Source organism: Maribacter sp. MS6, assembly GCF_056839185.1.
In genome coordinates this window covers 3958398-3975902 of record NZ_CM166389.1, presented here as the reverse complement: position 1 = coordinate 3975902, position 17505 = coordinate 3958398, and the positions used below count along the sequence as shown (strand labels likewise).

Here is a 17505-nt window from a genome sequence, read left to right as displayed (position 1 = left end):
TCTTACTTTTTATCATCAAAAGTAATCGCCCAAATACCTCTAACTTCATTTGTGTCATAACCAAGTGCTTTATCGGAAGGGTATAAATCTTGAAGTTTGGCCATTGTTGCGGGTTGTACTTCCTTGTTAGGTGTTCCGTGACATTGAAGACACATCGCGTTAGTAGTAATGGGAAAATAGAAATTTACTTTTTTGTTCTCTTCTTTTAATATGGGTTTGGGTTCTGTTCCAGAAGCAACAATCCCCTTGAAATAAGAGATATAGCCAAGCTCGGCTGCGCGTGCAGTATTTGCCTGATTTCGTGGTTTGTCCGATACCCTTTTGATAGTTGCATTTTTAAGCTGCGCGATACTGTCGGTTAATGGCAATGCTTTGACGTTACAGAATTCCAACGCCCCTATAGTACCCTGTTCCTGTATGGCCTTCATTAGGTTTTTACCCAGTGCGCCTTTGGCGGCTAAGGCGTATTGCATGCCAATTTTGGCATTAGCATCTTGGGGTGCCTCTGCTGCTTTCTTTTTATCCTTACCCTTTCCTTTTCCTTTTCCCATTCCCTTACCATTGCCGTGCTCACTTTCAAAATGGGCATCGAACCATGATGGCTTCTCTATTTCATTATCATACAGGTAGTCCGCTATTTGTTCCACAACATCATCCGGGTAGGGCATATAAGGCATTTTCCCAAACTTACGTTGTGCACCGGGCATTTTGGTAATAGCTTCTGGATCATTTATCCATTTAATAAGATCTTGGGTAAACTCTTCTTTAGTTGTTTTTTCACCTATATAGTGCTTTTTTATGGCAATCATTGGCGGTGCGATCATACTTTCTTGCGCTACCTTAGGATCATGACAAATATAAAACTCCGTTTCCATGATTTTTCTACCTTCATGGTTCCTTTCAGAACGCTCTAACGCTGCTGTAGTAGTTATTTCCGAAACACCGGATTTTGGGGCATCCTTACAACTGAACACTAAAATAAGCGATACTAAAAATAACAGCTGTTTCATTAGTCATGTTTTAATGGTTTTTGTTCCATGTTATTTCTATGCATGTTTCCTATTATGCTTTGGACATCTTTCCGGTAGCACAACTCACAAAGGACATCGCCTTAGTGCCTATAGAATTTTTATCATCGATGGATGGGTAACCCAAGGATTTTAGCCGCTCCTTAACCGCTAAAGCATGTTCCATGTTGTTATGTTCAAATGTTACGGTTGACGAATCCACATCTACGTTCAAGTCCGAAATATGTTCTAATTCCGCTAGTTTGGACGTAATGGTTTTTACGCAACCGCCACATTTTAAATTCTGTATTGTTATTGCTGTTTTCATAGCGCTAATAATTCATTTTCTCCTAAGGGTCAACCTAGGAGTATTAAATTTCCCAATTGCAGGTTCGGGGGTTTCACGACCAACGCGAATATCCTCCCTTTAGGTCATAAATTTGAGAAAAACCCATATCCACCAATCTCCGCGCAGCTTTTTGGCTCCGCGCCCCGGAACGACAATACAAGTAAATTGGTTGTTCCCTGTTCATTTTATCAAAAGATTTTTTGAATCCGGCTGCATTAAAAAAATCAATATTAACGGCATTTTTGATATGGCCGCCTTTAAATTCGTTGGCGGTGCGCACATCGACCAGCTGTACTTTTTTACCGGAAATCGCCTCTTTATAGCTGTTTGCATCAAGTATCTCGATTTTATCCGATGCTTCGTTTCTAATTCCAAATAAGGTACTTAAGAATGACATATATTATATTTTAAAGAATTGATTTTTGAAAAAGAAACAGTCAAATCTTACTTTGACCGTTTCTTTAAAAACAACCAACCAAATCAATTTACTATTCGTTTAAGTTTAGCTCCTTCTTAGCAAGATAAAAATCTACCTTCTCTACGGAGTCGTCGTTTAACCTTGCATCCATTTCCGCCAAGGTTTTTGGTGGCGGAACAATAACCTGGTCACCTTTCTTCCAATCCAAAGGCATGGCCACTTTAAATTTGTCCGATATTTGGAGTGCTTCCAATGCACGTAGTATCTCGTCCATATTACGCCCAACGTTTAATGGATAGTACATTATCAACCGGATTTTCTTTTCTGGATCTATAAAGAAAACGGCTCTTACTGCGGCGGTTTCGCTCTCATTCGGCTGAAGCATTCCATATAATTTGGAAATCTTCATGTCTATATCCGCTATGATGGGAAAATCAAAATACACCCCTGTTTTCTCCCTTACATTGTTTACCCAACCTAAATGGGCGTGAACGCTATCTATACTTAGACCTAGTAATTCTGTGTTTAAGGCATCAAACTCCTTTTTACGCACCGCAAATCCGCTCATTTCTGTAGTACAAACTGGGGTAAAATCTGCCGGATGGGAAAATAAGACCAGCCATTTATCCTTCGCAAAATCCGAAAGTCTAATTTTTCCTTTCGTTGTTACCGCTTCAAAATCTGGAGCTAAATCTCCTATTCTGGGCATTGTGGTTATTTTTAATTCTGTTGTTTCCATTTTTAAATTAGATTTAGGATTTTAGATATTAGATTTAACACTATGTGGTCTTATTTGCGTCTATAACCCTTATTAGACTGTACTTAATTTGTTTAATTTAAGCGGTTTCATTTTTTCCATTAATCGTATAGCTTTTAAATTCATTCCCCAAGTACTATTTAACATCCCTAGTTTTTAGTATTTGTAAAAGTTTACCAAAAACCAGCTGACTAAAACTTTCAGAAGTTTTTTAGTCTCAACTCTAAAATCTCTAGTCCTTGTTTAAAGCAAGGTAGTAGGGCACACGTATTCGGTTTTTTCTACGGATGTATTTTTCATTTCCGCAAAACCACCATCCACATCAACTACATCTTCCCAACCCCGTTGCTTTAAAATAGATGCCGCAATCATGCTACGGTAGCCTCCTGCACAGTGTAGTACAAAAAACTTTTCTTTAGGAAATTGGGATAAATGCTCATTTATTTCATTTAAAGGAACATTAATAGCACCAACGATATGCTCGGAATCATACTCGCTTTTCTTTCTAACATCGAAGACCAATGGTTTGGAATCGTTATAGATTGACTCAAATTCGGTAGGGGAAATGCGTCCTACGGTTTCATATTCTTTATCCGCAGCGGTCCAACTAGCAAAACCACCCTCTAAAAAACCAATAGTATGGTCATAGCCTACTCGTGAAAGTCTTGTAATTGCTTCCTCTTGTTTATCGGGATAGGTAATCAATAGAATTTCCTGTTTTACATCAGGAATCATTTCTCCTACCCATTGCGCAAAACTTCCTTCAAGACCAATATTAATGCTATTAGGAATGAATCCTTTTGCAAAATCTTCCGCACTCCTAGTATCTAATAAGAGTGCTCCCGTTTCATTGGCCGCTGCCTCAAAAGCTTCTGGGGAAAGGGGAATTTTACCACGATCTAGCACCGTATCCAAACTATCATATCCTTTGATGTTCATCAGCACATTCTGAGGAAAATAACTTGGTGGCGCTGTAAGACCTGTTAGGAGTTCTTTAATAAACTCTTCCTTAGTCATATCGGGCCGCAATGCATAATTCGTTTTTTTCTGATTGCCCAAGGTATCTGTAGTTTCCTTGCTCATCATTTTACCGCATGCAGAACCAGCGCCATGGTTTGGATATACTATCAAATCATCGCTAAGGGGCATAATTTTGTTCCGTAAGGAATCAAATAGATGTCCGGCCAATTTCTCTTCGGTAAGGTCGGCAATTACATGCTGTGCCAAATCCGGTCTTCCTACATCTCCTATGAACAATGTATCTCCTGTAATAATCCCATGTTCTTTGCCTTTTTCATCTATGAGCAAATACGTAATACTTTCCATGGTATGACCTGGTGTATGAATCACTTGCACCTTATAATCCCCTACTTCAAATAGTTGTCCGTCTTCGGCAATCAAAGCCTCATAACTAGGTTTTGCCGTTGGGCCAAAAACAATTTTTGCACCTGTTTTTTTCTGAAGGTCTAGATGGCCGCTCACAAAATCGGCATGAAAATGCGTTTCAAAAACATATTTTATTTTCGCATTATCCTTTTTGGCACGGTTAATATAAGGCTGTACCTCTCGTAAGGGGTCAAAAATGGCAGCCTCCCCATTACTCTCCAAGTAGTAAGCAGCATGTGCCAAGCATCCGGTATAAATCTGTTCTATTTTCATTTTTCTATTTCTTTGGATGTTTATATTGTAAAAGTACTACGGCACCTAAATACCTACAGTAACATAGGTTACAAAGGTTTAATTTTCATATTAATTCAGAAATGATAAATGTCAGGACAACTTTAAAAGTGGAAGGATTAAGCTAAAGTTTCAAGAAATGTAGGTTTATTTTATTTCCGATGATTCAGAATGAAGGATCAAATAAAGAAAGTTTTTGACGTTTCTGGTTTAGAGGTTCCGTGCCAGAGGCATAAGTTCAAATCGTTTCCATAGTTTGATAAAAACAACGATACCCAAGCAATTGCAAGTTTATTTGAAAGCAATAGGAATTTGAGAAGGGGGAACGCCTTATAACAGTGGATTGGAAACAAACATAAAACACCGAGGACTGGGTATCTAGCGTCTAGCGAAAAAAAGTCGGATTTATTTTATTGAATTTGTATTTTAATTATAGGTCCAATAGCTGAATCTGATTTCGATTCAACTTAATTTTACCCATGTTTTCCAGCTTTTTGAGTAAGCGCGAAACGACTACTCTAGAGGTATGCAGCTCATAGGCAATTTCTTGATGGGTATTGTTGATGGCTGCACTGTTCGTTACCCTAGCTTTTTCTTTTAGGTATTTGAGTAAACGCTCGTCCATATTTAGAAAAGCGATGGAGTCCAAGGTTTCCAAAAGTTCGTTTAACCTGTTATTATAACTTTCCAATACGAAATTGCGCCACCGTTGGTATTTAGCCATCCACTCCTCCATTTTTTTTATGGGAATCATAATGAGTTTGGTATCGGTCTCGGCAATAGCGCGTATTTCGCTCTGGCTTTGCGTCATGCAACAATTTAAGGTCATGGCACAGGTGTCTCCATGTTCCAAAAAATAGAGCAACAGCTCATCACCATTGTCATCTTCACGTAGCACTTTAATAACACCGGAAATCAATAGGGGCATGGATTTTATGTAGTCTCCAATTTCCATGAGCTTCCCTCCCTCCGGTACTTCTTTTAGTACGGCACAGGCGTCTATTTCGTTTAAAAGTTCATCATCGAAAATATGTCCGTAGTGTTCTTTTAAGTCCTGAATCATCTTTAAAATTAGTTTCGATTGTAGGGTGTTTATATCTTCGATTACAACACGCAGATAAACAGTATTTAATAAGTATCGAAAGATAAGGTATTTAAAAGATTGTTACAAAAATCGCAGCCGTGAAACCAGTTGAAATTGGTAACTTATGCTCGGGAATCTAATGTCAGAGAATGTCCATTAATTATGCCTAATTTACGAATCACTCTGATGCCAATAGTATGAGAACCTACATTAAACATAAATTAGTAATAATTGGCCTAGCCATTTTCCTTATAGCTTGCAAACGAAGTCAAGATTTAGTGGCCTATGAGCCCTCATCAAAACCCAACATTGTTTTCCTGTTTACCGACGACCAGACCTTTACGACAATACATGCACTAGGGAATAAAGAAATCTACACTCCTAACTTGGACCGGATGGTCAATTCCGGAACGACTTTTACCCACGCATACAATATGGGCGGCTGGCATGGTGCCGTGTGCGTTGCGTCTCGGGCTATGATTATTTCCGGAGCGTATTTATGGAATGCCAAGGACAAGGCTAGTTTGTGGGGAGGAAAGGATAGTACGGCACTACAGCAAACCTGGCCCAAGCTAATGGAGCAAGCTAGTTACGACACCTACATGACGGGAAAATGGCATGTACAGGCACCTGCTAATCTTATTTTTTCACAAACTAAGCATATTCGTCCCGGAATGCCTGGCGATCGTCGAGGAGAATTGTCAGCCGCTTTTAAAAAATGGGAAACGGAATCGGGCGATATGACCGATTGGAACGGCTATCTACCTATGGAATATGCACGGCCTACCGATAAAAACGATGCCGAATGGTCGCCCACCGATAGTCTACAGGGAGGGTTTTGGGAAGGTGGCACCCATTGGAGCGAAGTGGTACGCAACGATGCCATGGATTTCTTGCAAGAAACTAAAAAAAAGGAAAATCCCTTTTTTATGTACTTGGCATTTAATGCACCCCACGATCCAAGACAAGCACCGCAGCGGTTTTTAGATAAGTACCCATTGGATTCCGTTACCGTTCCCGATAATTTTTTACCAATATATCCATGGAAAGACGCCATTGGAAACGAGCCCACTTTACGAGACGAGGCCTTGGCACCCTATCCGAGAACCGAGTATGCCGTTAAAAAGCACCGTCAAGAATACTACGCTATTATTTCACATTTAGATGAACAGGTAGGTAAAATTCTGGATGCCCTAGAAGCATCGGGCAAGATGGCTAATACATATGTCTTTTTTGCGGCGGATCACGGACTATCTGTTGGGCAGCATGGCCTATTGGGAAAACAAAGTTTATTTGATCACAGTATTCGTATTCCCCTAATGGTTATGGGACCGGGTGTTCCTAAAGGAAAACGAATAACCGAGGACATTTACCTTCAGGATATTATGGCGACCAGTTTGGATTTGGCCGGTATTAAAAAACCAGATTATGTACAGTTCAAAAGCTTTAAGAATATGCTATTTGAAGAAAATGTAAAAGGAAATTACAACGGAGTCTATGGTGCCTATATGAATTTGCAGCGCATGATCCGCAAGGATGGTTTTAAATTGTTGGTATATCCTACCATTGATAAGGTGCTTTTGTTCGACATGAAAAATGACCCGTACGAAATGAACGATTTGGCTAATAATCCCCAGTATAAAGAAAAAGTAAAAGCACTTTTTAAGGATTTGATGGAGTTACAAAAAACCATGGATGATCCATTGGATTTACAGGCTACATACGACCAAGTAAGCTCCCATCCTTAAAAGCCAGCAATCAAAATCAAAAAAAATGCCTAAAAGAAAGTGGCCGGTATCGCATGTAACGTTAACCTTCCAAACTTTTTTAGACATTCTTTTTATCGACCTGAAGCAAAATTTAATACTGCGCTAACAGGTATTTAATTAAATCCGTAGTGGTTACAATGCCTACCAGCTCTTCATTATCTACTACGGGAAGCGCATGAAATTCCTTGTTAGTCAGAAATTCAGCGACTTCCTGTATGGTCGTACTCGGTTTAACGGAAACAACGTTCTTAGCCATTACCTGCTCAATAGAGAACATATTGTAAACCGTAGTATCTACATCATATTCATCATCCCCAATGGCATCCGCGAAACTTATTCGCATTAAATCGGTATAGCTAAGCATCCCTAATATCTTTTTCCCCGCAGTTACAGGTACATGGCGGATTTTATGCTTTTTAAAAAGTTCTTCAGCCTTTTCTAAATTATCTTTAGTACTTAACGTAAGTACGTTCTTTGTCATTATCTCGGTAACAGGAACTCGTTTTCTCATTCTGATGATTTTATAATTAATAGAATAAAATTACACTATTGCTACTACCCAGAACATGATAAATGTCACTCTTGAAAAAGAACGAGCCGCACCTGTACAAACAATATAGCAAAAGAAACAGAGCGCTTTAAAACTATTGATATCGACGTATTAAAAAACAAACTGAAACCTGATAAAAATCATGTTTAAGCTTTACAAAAACAACGATTTTTGTTGGGTATTTACCTGTATTACAATGACCTGAGGGATAGCCCTAAAGGCATTGCGTACCAACATGAAATTTAAACTCGACAATCGAGTAACCTTATTCAAAAAACATAAAATATAATTTTTAATGGCATACGCACATTCTTTTCACATTCCCGTAATGGGCATAGGCTTTACCATAGATTCTCCCTTAAAAGTCGCGCATTTAGGGGTGGATTCCGTCATCTCTCTGGTCGATGATATTTTATTGGAGAAACTTCGTAAGATGTACTGCGGTAAGTTTGACCTTCCCTACCAAGAAATCACCGATAAAATGGAGGATTTTAGAGCAAAACGGGTTACTTCCTACCTCAATATAATCAACGAATTAACCCAATCAAAATTTGAGGTATTCAAACATGCTACAACAGAAACGGCAAACGATATTAAGGACTATTTTAATATGCTGCCGGACACCTCAACCTTTAAACAGGAGTTTTTACAACGTACTAAAGACGCCTTTCCTGTATCCGAAATCGCAAATTGGGTAAAAGAACAAATGCCTATGGGTGGCATAGATGTGAATATCATGACCAAAGTAGACAAGGATAATTACATAAAAAAGGATAAGTTACCCTCCGAGTACAACGATGCCCATGCAGCACTTAGAGGTTTTGCGAATAGCAACCTAGCATCTTCCGTAGTACTTTCTGCTGGTATGAATCCCAGACTGTATGCCTATCTAGAGCAATTTGAGGATTTTTTTCCAGATGCAAATGGTAACATAAAAAAGAAGATTATCCTTAAGGTAAGTGATTACCGATCCGCCTTGATACAAGGAAAATTTTTAGCCAAAAAAGGAATCTGGGTCTCCGAGTACCGGATAGAGTCTGGCTTAAACTGCGGTGGCCATGCTTTTGCCACCGACGGCCATCTTATGGGACCTATCTTACAACAGTTCAAGGAAAATCGTGAGGAACTTATCACATCAGTATTTGAAATATTATCCGGAGCACTTAAAAATAAAGAACGCGCCATACCCGTAACCCCCCTCCCCTTAAAGCTTAGTGCCCAAGGCGGTGTGGGCACGGCAGAGGAACATAATTTCCTGATAAACGAATATGACGTGGATTCCGTAGGTTGGGGTTCTGCGTTTCTTTTGGTACCGGAAGCTACGACAGTAGACAAGGCTACACTGGACAAATTGGTAGCGGCGCAGGAAGACGACCTTTACCTTAGTAATACATCACCCTTAGGGATTCCTTTTCACAGCCTTGTGGGAAATACCAAGGATTTGGAAAAGGCAAAACGCATAGCAGAAGGCAAACCGGGAAGCCCCTGCCCAAAGCGGTTTGTAGCCCTGAACACCGATATTAAGGAAAAGGGTCTATGTACGGCATCTAGACAGTATCAGGCAGCAAAACTTAAAGAACTGGAATCGCAAGGGTTATCAAAATCAGAATTTGACTACCAATACATCAAGATTACCGAAAAATCCTGTACCTGTGTAGGATTGGGAACAGCGGCCCTTTTGGCCTATAACTTGGATACTAAAGAAGAAGGTGAAGGGGTTTCTATTTGCCCGGGACCCAACATGGCCTATTTCTCAAAAATTACTTCTCTTAAAAAAATGATAGACCATGTGTACGGCAGAACCAATATAATGAACCGTACGGACCGCCCCAATATGTTCATTAAGGAACTGCAGGTCTATTTGCAGTATTATAAAGAACAAATTACCGATAACAAAAGAATGCCGACCGAAAAACGGAGAAAACAACTCATTGGCTTTGGAACCAACCTTTTGGAAGGTATTGCCTATTATGAAAACCTCTTGGTGAACAAAGAAGAATCCCAATCGTCACCCACCTGTATAGCGGTGCAACTGCACGGTTCGCGAATCATAGTTAATTCAATGGTCCAATCCCTAACCGATATAGAGGCAGCGATAGCACCTAAAGTTTAGCAAAAATCCAAACACGATAAAAACAAACACGTAGTGCCTATCCTGAAATAATCCGAATCCCTATCTATTTTAATTCTCTGTGGTATATACTTTATTGCGGAGAAATTTGGGGTGCATGACTAGATGCACCATCCAAGAATCTTATGTTTTTCATAGTAACTTAAGAGCTCTAGGCCTTTTCTTCTATTTTCATAATTCCGAAAATGCCTTCCATACCTGTGCTCCGACTTTTTTGCCTACTTCCAGGCCCACCTCATTATCGGTTCTAAAATGGACTCCACCTTCAAAACGGGATTCCGAACATTCGTTTGCTAAGGCTTCAAATTCGTCGCTATCAAGTGGAAAAAGATGGGATAACACTTTTGCCAAGGATCCCGCTACCGTGGTATGACCTGCAGGATAACCGGGAAAATTTGGCGTATCTACCAAAATTGGTTCAAAATTGGGATCATACTGAAACGGGCGGATAGTCCAATAATGGTACTTCCCGTCCCAAGCGGCAATAGTTGCATCAAAACGGGCAGTATGGAACACGGCGTTAGCAAAGGCGGATTGAAAGGAATCCAATCCATATTCCAAGATTTTACGTTCCACCACCCTATCCCAAACCGGCTCTGTGCGCCATTTCCAAGCAATGCCGCTGCTTTTATGTTCGGTGTTAAACTGTCTAAGTTCTTCCATATCGGCCGTCCAATCACTTGGTGGAGGTACCGGCCTAAATTGATCATTGGCCTCTAGCGTCAAGGTTTTCCATTGCGCTTTCATAGGATCCCATTTGCTTGGTGTTCCGCTCCATAACCTTTTATCATTTGGAAGTTTCCCGCTCCATTCCTTATCGGTACGGTCTGTTTTGCCATAGGCAATGTACTTCTTAGCAATAGCAGTTCCAATGTCCATTCCAATTTCTATATCGCTTTCGTATTGGAGCCCAGACCGTAAACGAGCTGTTTTAAAACGGGTTAACAGACTATCTAATTTGGACCGATATTCCGGAAAATAATGACCTATGATTTTATGACTTGCCGCCGCCGCAGCACTATACTCACAAATAAAGCTCGAAGCTGAAGTAGATTCCGCCAGCGCTTTTATGTCATTGTTTAATTCAAACGGAGCTTTCCTAGGTGTACGATGCTTAATTTGCAATACCTGTACCATTGCATCATAAACTGCCAAATGCAGGATGGCCATACGACCGCCATTTTTATGGCCTTTGGTACGGTCTCCCGCGGCGACCATAATTTGGTGCCATCGGTAGGATGGGTATGCGGCATTCCAAAAGCGTACTTCCTGCAAAAGACTATCATTTAGTTGTTGCTGGGATTCGTGTATTGCCTTTGCTTCCAGTTCCAAACCAGAATTTTCAGCTGAAAAATTAGCAGTTTCGCTCTGAAACATAAATGCCCGATATGTCGGTTCTTTATCTTGCCCAAAAGCAGCTAAGCTTCCTATATACCAAGTGAATAGCGTTATAAGAAAGAAATTCTTAAAATGAAAATATTGATACGTACAAATCATAAAATTAAAATATATAACGACTTAAAAATAAATATTTCTGCCTAGTACAGGCAAATCAACCCTCTTAGAATAAGGTTAAAGTTTATGTAAAGCTTACCCTACTGCACTACCCTTATCTGTGAATGCCCCAGACTACTCTTTTCTAACTGTATCTGCGTGGTAATCCGTTCTTTTAATGCACCAACGTGCGAAATGACCCCAACGGAGCGGTCGCCCTCGTTCTGCATTTTTTCTAGAATGGTTATCGCTTGATCAAGCGTTTCCGGATCCAAGGTACCAAAACCCTCGTCTATAAATAGTGATTCTATTTTTACGTTTCTTGAAGCGATATCGGAAAGTGCAAAAGCCATTGCCAGACTCACCAAGAAGGTTTCCCCACCCGAAAGGGTTTTGACCGATCGTCTTGCATTGCCCATGTAGGTATCAAAGATTTTAAGGGTGTCGCTTTTCTCGGCCTCGTCCGCTGTGGGAATATCCAATAGGTAGCGATCTGTAAATTCGGATAGGCGTTTGTTTGCATACCCAATAAGCTGCTCCAAGGTAAGGTCCTGAACGAAATTTGAAAATTTATTACCATTGGCATCACCGATCAGGTCGTTCATGGTCTTCCAAAGTAATTGGTCCTTTTTTAGCTTTCCTAGTTCTGCTTGCTCGATTTTAACCTTTTCCCTAGTTTTTTGATCGTCTGCCAGCAACTGCGAAATCTTGCCCAAGTTTACGGATAGCGTCTCCCATTTTTCCTTTGATTCCGTGAAAAATTCAGAAAGTTGCTCAAAAGAATATTTAGGGTCGTTCTTTGCCGTCAATAAAGCGATGGCATCGATATTGGCTGTCTGTTTTTCTGTCAGTTTGGCTTTCCAAAGATCCAATTCGTTTTTTCGGTAGCGGTGCTTTTTGGCAATTTCCTCGGGCAAAATGGCAAGCCGCAACTGTTCCAGATCATCGATTTCCTCTTTCGCCAAAATCGAATCTAGCTGCTGCCTATATTCGGTTCCTTCCTGCTTAATTTTTTGTAATTGCCCTTTGACGGCCATCAGCTGTTTTTCCAAACTCCTTTTGGAGGTACTACTTTCTGCAATGGCAGTACCCAATTTGTTCGACTCCGTATCAATGTTTGTACCTGCATAGCGTTTGCCACGCTCCGCCTCTTTATTTTGGTATTCCGCAAGTGCTTTTTGCCATAACTGCTGGGATGCTTTTACTTCTTGAAGCACCTCATTTGCCCTAAATGCATTTTTGGAGCCCGACAAATTTTGAATTTGCGTATTCAGTTCATTTCGCCTTGTTTCCAAGGAAGCCAAATCTTCTTTTGGGGACCAATTTAAACGGTGCAATAATGCATCCAATTGGGTATTCAAAGCGGATTTTTCCTTCGTTTTTAGTTCGATTTCAACTTTTAGACGTTGCATCTCCCCTACCCTAAACTTGTTATTTTCTTCCAAGCTGATGATAAATCCTCGGTGCTTGTGCAAATCCGACTCCTTTCGCTTCAAGCTTTCCTCGTTGGCATCAAAATGCGGCTTTTTTGTCGCATACGGATGGTGCAAGGCGCCACAAAGTGGACAAGGTTCTTCGTCTATTAACTTCAACCGATGCGCGTCCAAGCTTTGATGTTTATGCTGGTGTTCCAAAGTTTTTTGTAAACCGGCCACCTCACTTTCCAGCCCAACCAATTCCTTGTTAAGTATAACAAGGGTATTATTGTTCTCTTTCTCTTTTTCCTCCCCTGCCTTTAGTTGTGCAGAGGCATCCATGAGCAGTTTCTCCACCTTCAAGAGCTGGCTCTTTTTTTCCAACACTAGTCCCGCAGTTTCCTGCAAGTTCCGGAACTCGTCCAATTGCGTCTCCAATTGTTGTAGCGAGGCAGCTCCGGAACTTTCAATTATTTCCTTAAGTACGATTTCCAAACCCTGTAGCTGCTTTTCCAAGTCACTAGGCGTTTGTAACGGTAGCAATGCATAGCCTAGTTGGCCTAACTTGTTTAGCAAACCTGTTATCTGGGTCCGATACAATTGCACTTCTTTCCTTTTAGCTATTTCTGCTGCCTGTAGCTTTGCAATAGCACTTCTAAACACTTCTAGTTTGGTATTGGCATTTTCCTGGGTAACCGGTTCGCCGATTAAGCTTCCTATAGCTTTAAGCTGTCTATTGAGTTGCTCTTCCTCCTCATCTTTCGCTTTTTGAATCCTTTTTTCTTCCCGTTCAAGTTTTCCTAGTTCTTTCTGGGAAGTATCATAATTGCGTAAGGAATCGGCATATTTCGCCAAGCGTTCATGTTGTTCCAGCAGTGTTTTATCAGCTTCAAAATCGTTAAAAAATCCTTGTAGTTCAACCGCCTTTTCCGCTAAACGTTGTTGCGTTTTTTCCGCCTCTACCAGTTGCTTCCTAATTTCAACTTTCTCGCGCTGCTGGTCATAGGCCTTTTGCACTTTGGGTTTATCGGTTTCCAAAGTCTTCAGTTCTGCTTGCTTATTCTTAATATCCTCTTCCGAAAGCATGTCAATAACAGCCAAACCTGCTTCTTTTAACTCTACCTTTTTCTTTACGGCGGCGTAACGCTGAAAAACCGCCTTTCCAATATTCCGATAGGATTTTGCCCCCGTAATATCTTCCAACAACTTGTTACGTTCGTTTCGGGGCGCTTGCAACAGCTTACTGAACTCCCCTTGGGAAAGTACCATCGCCTTCACAAACTGTTCATAGCTCAAGCGAATAATTTCCTCGTTTTTATCCGGGGTTTTGGTTCCACTTTCAAGAATGGTTCCGGTTCCCACATCGACTAATTCTTGTTTTCTAGCATTCAGATTATTATTTCGGTTGCGTTCAATAGACCAGTGACTGCGGTATGCTTTTCCATTTACAGCGTAGTCCACTTCCGCATAACAGCTGCTCATATTCCGTGTCATAATGCCGCCATCGTCTTCCAAAACGGTATTGGTAATGGTGCGGTCTACCCGCGAAATACGGTTATAAAGTGCCAAGGTAATTACATCCAACAAGGTAGATTTGCCCGAGCCAGTTGGACCTGTAATGGCAAATAGACCAGCCTCGGCCAAGATACCGTTGGAAAAATCTATTTCGTGCTCTCCTTTGAGCGAGTGTATGTTTTGGAACCTTATTTTTAAGATTTTCATCAGCCTATAGATTAAGTTCCTGTAATATATCTCTAAAAGCGGCTTTGAGTTCCTCGGTATTGTCCAGACCGGATTGCAATTCTAATTTCTTTTCGAACATTTGCATCGGTGTTACGTCAGAAACATCAGTACCTACAGCGAAGGCATCGCTCGCACCGCGTACTTTATTACTGAATGTAAGTCGTGATTTTACAATTTGTAGTAGTGGATTTGGCTGTTCATTTACAAAAGTTTCAAAGGCCTGGCGCCTTTCCAAACTTTCTGTTCCTTCATATACGATCACTTCCGCAAGGGATATGAGTTGCGTTACTTCGCTGTACCCCAAAATCTGTTGCTCTACTTCTTCCAATGTACCTGTAAAGGCCAAGAGGTTTCGCTGCTTTGGGACCGGTACCATTTCCAGTTCGGCTATTCTATTATTCTTAACCGTGATTACATTGACCTGCTTTTGGTCCTCCTTCTCCGAAAAACTTAAGGAAACCGGCGAACCGCAATAATGTATGTAGTCTTCTTCAGATACAGCCTGCGGCTTATGAATATGCCCTAAGGCCACATAATTAGGAACTCCTTGAAACATCCCTGCCGAAACACCAGCCTGGTTCCCGATTTGTATATCGCGTTCACTTTCGGATACGACACTACCCTGAACAAATAAATGTCCCATAACTACGAAAAATGCATTAGAATAATTTGATGTATAGTAGGAATTTACCTCCGAAAAATAAGTCTGTAAACCCGCTTTTATCTGCTCGATTTTGGTAGCGTATGTTTCTCCCGCAACCGATTTTCGTATATCCCTGTCTTTTAAAAAAGGAACAGCGGCCACTATGAGTCGCTCCCCATTTTTATCTGTTTCGATGAACATTTCAGATATTTCTTCCGTTGCCCCACCGATAACGGTAATTTCAAAGGCGTTCAATAATTCCTTCGGCGCGTTAAGGACAGCGGCAGAATCGTGGTTTCCACCCGTAATGATAAGCTTACAATCCAGCTGCACTAGTTGCCGCAGGACATCATAATACTGCTTAAAAGCCGCTTGTGACGGATTGGCCTGATCAAAAACGTCGCCCGAGACCAAGAGCACGTCTATGGCTTCGGTCCTTATATAGGGTATCAACCAATCAAAAAACAGATTTAGATCATCGGCCAAATCATATTTATGTAATTGCTTACCAATATGCCAGTCCGAGGTATGGAGAATTTTCATGTAAGGCAGTCCATTTTAGTATCGATCTATAATATTATGGATTTTTAAAGAAATAGATTCGGTTCCTGTTTCAAAAAGATATTAACGTAAAGTCAGAAACCAAATGTAAGTGTATTATCAGCACACAATAATCTCCTGTCCATATTGACGGCAAAAGCAATACGTGCGGTATATTTCGTTATATTTACTATATAACAATTGGAATAGTTCCAAAATAAAATCAACCCAAAATCTAAAATAAAATGAATCGATTGAAAGAATTAAAGCGCGTATTGTTGTTTATGATGGTTTTTAGCTTTGTTGCTGCCACATCGTTAACTTCTTGCAGGGAAGAGAAAAAGAAGGAAACCACGGAACAACAAGAAGAACATCCAACAAGCGAGGAACATCCAACGGAGGATGGTGACGCAAAAGAAGAGCATCCAACCGGAGGTGATGAGCATCCAACTGCAGGAGAAAAAGACTCTGTTGGAGGTGATGAACATCCGAAATAATTAAACATACTTGAAAAAATGAAGATTTAAAACGACCAGAGTTAGCGCAAACTGACTTGGTCTTTTGAATCTTCATTTTCTTTTTTCCGTTGAAATGAAAAAAATGTTTTAGGAAAAAGTGGTTTGTTCGCTTGCTCCATCACGGGATAGGCCAAGAAATTTATAGGTCCCGAACTAGGCCCTGGCTCCAAAACCAAATCCCTTCCCCTCGTAAACTCGATTCTATTTGCCGGATGTCTGCCAAAATAATAGGTAGCCAAGGCAGAATATTTATTTGCTTCGCTAATATCTACCGGCCACCATTTTCCTTCGGCATAAAACTCTGCCCAACAATGATAACCGGAAATACCGCCTTCATCACGATCGGACGGGATGGAAGCGCCAACGGCAAAGCGGGATGGGATTCCAGCAGATCGCGCCAAAGAAATGAAAAGGGAATGGAACTCCGTACAATTACCAGTTAGCGCATCACAGGCATAGACCGCATCTCCTGTACCGTAGGTTCCAGATTTCATATAGCGCATATTATCTATGATATAATCGTACAGTGCTCGTGCCTGCATTATTGTGCCATCTTTACGCTTGCTCCCGATAATGGAATCTGATAGTATCTTAAACCTGTCTCCAATGGGCATTAAAATACTGGCCCCCAGATAATCGTTGGGTGAGGTGTCATCTTCATAGGCTTGTTTTTCCTTTCTTTTTACATCGTAAACAAGTTTTACCATTTCTCCACTATGTTCGGGAGAAAAACGCATATGTAAGACCTTGTTTTTATTGTATTTATCCTTTAGAGAATCATGATCTACCGGTGTTTTTATGGAAACAAGTTCTATGGTTTGAAAACGATCGGACTGGGGAACGGGAATCCACATACTCGTAGTCTCTTCCATTTTTGGCAAGGTAACCTCGTAGCTAAATTCAAATTGATCTTCACCTTCCACAACACCCAATAAATCCTTGGTTGCATCTTGCACGGGCATCTTATACCATGTTTTATCATCTCGCTGTTTCCAGGTATAAAATGGCTTTCCGTTGAGTTTGTGAAGCGTAGTTTCGGTCACCGTCATACTTCCGGGGTCCCCTTCCAAGAAAAAATCGACATCGTAGACATCACCGCTCACATCGGCCAAGTCTACACAAGCAAAATGGCGCCGTGGCCCTAGATTGGAAAGATATTCGGTATGCACGCGAACCAATTGCAGGCGTAGCTCCTTTCCGTTCGCATTCATAGTAAAATAACCACCATCTTCTTCTACCTTTTTGGCAATATTGGCTTTTATACCTGCCTCAATATCGGCAGTTACTACTTTGGGAACTTCAATAGTGACCAAGGCTTTCTGTGTGTCTTTTTTCTTTTGGCTGGAATTACAGGAAAACAAAATCGCCACCATCAAACCAAAAACCAAGCTAAAATATTTCATTTCTTTT

General features: G+C 40.7%; 14 protein-coding genes. 3 read left to right on the top strand and 11 right to left on the bottom strand.

Annotated features, from left to right (window positions below; translation table 11 throughout):
* Window positions 1–2: 2 nt before the first annotated feature.
* From MS6x_RS17360 to MS6x_RS17335, 6 genes are all read right to left on the bottom strand, one after another.
* Complete coding sequence (locus MS6x_RS17360) at window positions 3–1010, bottom strand: Tll0287-like domain-containing protein (RefSeq protein ID WP_482603841.1); 1008 nt, start codon at window positions 1008–1010, stop codon at window positions 3–5.
* A gap of 52 nt (window positions 1011–1062) precedes the next feature.
* On the bottom strand, window positions 1063–1335 hold the full coding sequence (locus MS6x_RS17355) for a heavy-metal-associated domain-containing protein (protein WP_482603839.1): 273 nt from the start codon (window positions 1333–1335) through the stop codon (window positions 1063–1065).
* Between the two features lie 73 nt (window positions 1336–1408).
* Window positions 1409–1753, bottom strand: coding sequence for a rhodanese-like domain-containing protein (locus tag MS6x_RS17350; protein ID WP_482603837.1), 345 nt, complete (start codon window positions 1751–1753; stop codon window positions 1409–1411).
* A 91-nt stretch (window positions 1754–1844) separates the two neighbouring features.
* Window positions 1845–2513 (bottom strand): peroxiredoxin, encoded by a 669-nt coding sequence (locus tag MS6x_RS17345; protein WP_482603835.1) that lies wholly within the window; start codon window positions 2511–2513, stop codon window positions 1845–1847.
* Window positions 2514–2774: 261 nt separating this feature from the next.
* The gene (locus tag MS6x_RS17340) at window positions 2775–4190 is read right to left on the bottom strand and encodes an MBL fold metallo-hydrolase (protein ID WP_482603833.1); all 1416 of its coding nucleotides are present in this window, start codon (window positions 4188–4190) and stop codon (window positions 2775–2777) included.
* 448 nt (window positions 4191–4638) lie between these two features.
* The gene (locus MS6x_RS17335; RefSeq protein ID WP_482603832.1) at window positions 4639–5271 is read right to left on the bottom strand and encodes a Crp/Fnr family transcriptional regulator; all 633 of its coding nucleotides are present in this window, start codon (window positions 5269–5271) and stop codon (window positions 4639–4641) included.
* A gap of 218 nt (window positions 5272–5489) precedes the next feature.
* Here MS6x_RS17335 and MS6x_RS17330 point away from each other — a divergent pair, with 218 nt between their 5' ends.
* The gene (locus tag MS6x_RS17330) at window positions 5490–7040 is read left to right on the top strand and encodes a sulfatase family protein (protein ID WP_482603831.1); all 1551 of its coding nucleotides are present in this window, start codon (window positions 5490–5492) and stop codon (window positions 7038–7040) included.
* A gap of 112 nt (window positions 7041–7152) precedes the next feature.
* Here MS6x_RS17330 and MS6x_RS17325 read toward each other — a convergent pair whose 3' ends face one another.
* Complete coding sequence (locus MS6x_RS17325) at window positions 7153–7572, bottom strand: CBS domain-containing protein (RefSeq protein ID WP_482603830.1); 420 nt, start codon at window positions 7570–7572, stop codon at window positions 7153–7155.
* 334 nt (window positions 7573–7906) lie between these two features.
* Between MS6x_RS17325 and MS6x_RS17320 the strand changes: the two genes are divergently transcribed.
* On the top strand, window positions 7907–9724 hold the full coding sequence (locus MS6x_RS17320; protein WP_482603829.1) for a hypothetical protein: 1818 nt from the start codon (window positions 7907–7909) through the stop codon (window positions 9722–9724).
* Window positions 9725–9913: 189 nt separating this feature from the next.
* Here the strand turns inward: MS6x_RS17320 and MS6x_RS17315 are convergent, their stop codons facing one another.
* The 3 genes from MS6x_RS17315 to MS6x_RS17305 all read right to left on the bottom strand — a co-directional run bounded on the left by MS6x_RS17315 (window position 9914) and on the right by MS6x_RS17305 (window position 15580).
* Window positions 9914–11239, bottom strand: coding sequence for a vanadium-dependent haloperoxidase (locus MS6x_RS17315; protein WP_482603827.1), 1326 nt, complete (start codon window positions 11237–11239; stop codon window positions 9914–9916).
* Window positions 11240–11337: 98 nt separating this feature from the next.
* Complete coding sequence (locus MS6x_RS17310) at window positions 11338–14373, bottom strand: AAA family ATPase (RefSeq protein ID WP_482603826.1); 3036 nt, start codon at window positions 14371–14373, stop codon at window positions 11338–11340.
* A 4-nt stretch (window positions 14374–14377) separates the two neighbouring features.
* Window positions 14378–15580, bottom strand: a complete 1203-nt coding sequence (locus MS6x_RS17305; RefSeq protein WP_482603824.1) for a metallophosphoesterase family protein — start codon at window positions 15578–15580, stop codon at window positions 14378–14380.
* 242 nt (window positions 15581–15822) lie between these two features.
* On the opposite strand from MS6x_RS17305, the gene MS6x_RS17300 reads away from it, so the two are divergent.
* On the top strand, window positions 15823–16074 hold the full coding sequence (locus MS6x_RS17300; RefSeq protein WP_482603823.1) for a hypothetical protein: 252 nt from the start codon (window positions 15823–15825) through the stop codon (window positions 16072–16074).
* A gap of 41 nt (window positions 16075–16115) precedes the next feature.
* Here MS6x_RS17300 and MS6x_RS17295 read toward each other — a convergent pair whose 3' ends face one another.
* A complete protein-coding gene (locus MS6x_RS17295) occupies window positions 16116–17498 on the bottom strand; it encodes a transglutaminase-like domain-containing protein (RefSeq protein ID WP_482603821.1) in 1383 nt (460 codons plus the stop codon).
* Window positions 17499–17505: the final 7 nt, after the last annotated feature.

Bases quoted from the DNA above. Each gene is read 5' to 3' on its own strand.
- MS6x_RS17360 (WP_482603841.1), bottom strand. From the start codon at position 1,010: ATGAAACAGCTGTTATTTTTAGTATCGCTTATTTTAGTGTTCAGTTGT.
- MS6x_RS17335 (WP_482603832.1), bottom strand. From the start codon at position 5,271: ATGATTCAGGACTTAAAAGAACACTACGGACATATTTTCGATGATGAA.
- MS6x_RS17345 (WP_482603835.1), bottom strand. From the start codon at position 2,513: ATGGAAACAACAGAATTAAAAATAACCACAATGCCCAGAATAGGAGAT.
- MS6x_RS17325 (WP_482603830.1), bottom strand. From the start codon at position 7,572: ATGAGAAAACGAGTTCCTGTTACCGAGATAATGACAAAGAACGTACTT.
- MS6x_RS17305 (WP_482603824.1), bottom strand. From the start codon at position 15,580: ATGAAAATTCTCCATACCTCGGACTGGCATATTGGTAAGCAATTACAT.
- MS6x_RS17340 (WP_482603833.1), bottom strand. From the start codon at position 4,190: ATGAAAATAGAACAGATTTATACCGGATGCTTGGCACATGCTGCTTAC.
- MS6x_RS17300 (WP_482603823.1), top strand. From the start codon at position 15,823: ATGAATCGATTGAAAGAATTAAAGCGCGTATTGTTGTTTATGATGGTT.
- MS6x_RS17320 (WP_482603829.1), top strand. From the start codon at position 7,907: ATGGCATACGCACATTCTTTTCACATTCCCGTAATGGGCATAGGCTTT.
- MS6x_RS17310 (WP_482603826.1), bottom strand. From the start codon at position 14,373: ATGAAAATCTTAAAAATAAGGTTCCAAAACATACACTCGCTCAAAGGA.
- MS6x_RS17350 (WP_482603837.1), bottom strand. From the start codon at position 1,753: ATGTCATTCTTAAGTACCTTATTTGGAATTAGAAACGAAGCATCGGAT.
- MS6x_RS17315 (WP_482603827.1), bottom strand. From the start codon at position 11,239: ATGATTTGTACGTATCAATATTTTCATTTTAAGAATTTCTTTCTTATA.
- MS6x_RS17330 (WP_482603831.1), top strand. From the start codon at position 5,490: ATGAGAACCTACATTAAACATAAATTAGTAATAATTGGCCTAGCCATT.
- MS6x_RS17295 (WP_482603821.1), bottom strand. From the start codon at position 17,498: ATGAAATATTTTAGCTTGGTTTTTGGTTTGATGGTGGCGATTTTGTTT.
- MS6x_RS17355 (WP_482603839.1), bottom strand. From the start codon at position 1,335: ATGAAAACAGCAATAACAATACAGAATTTAAAATGTGGCGGTTGCGTA.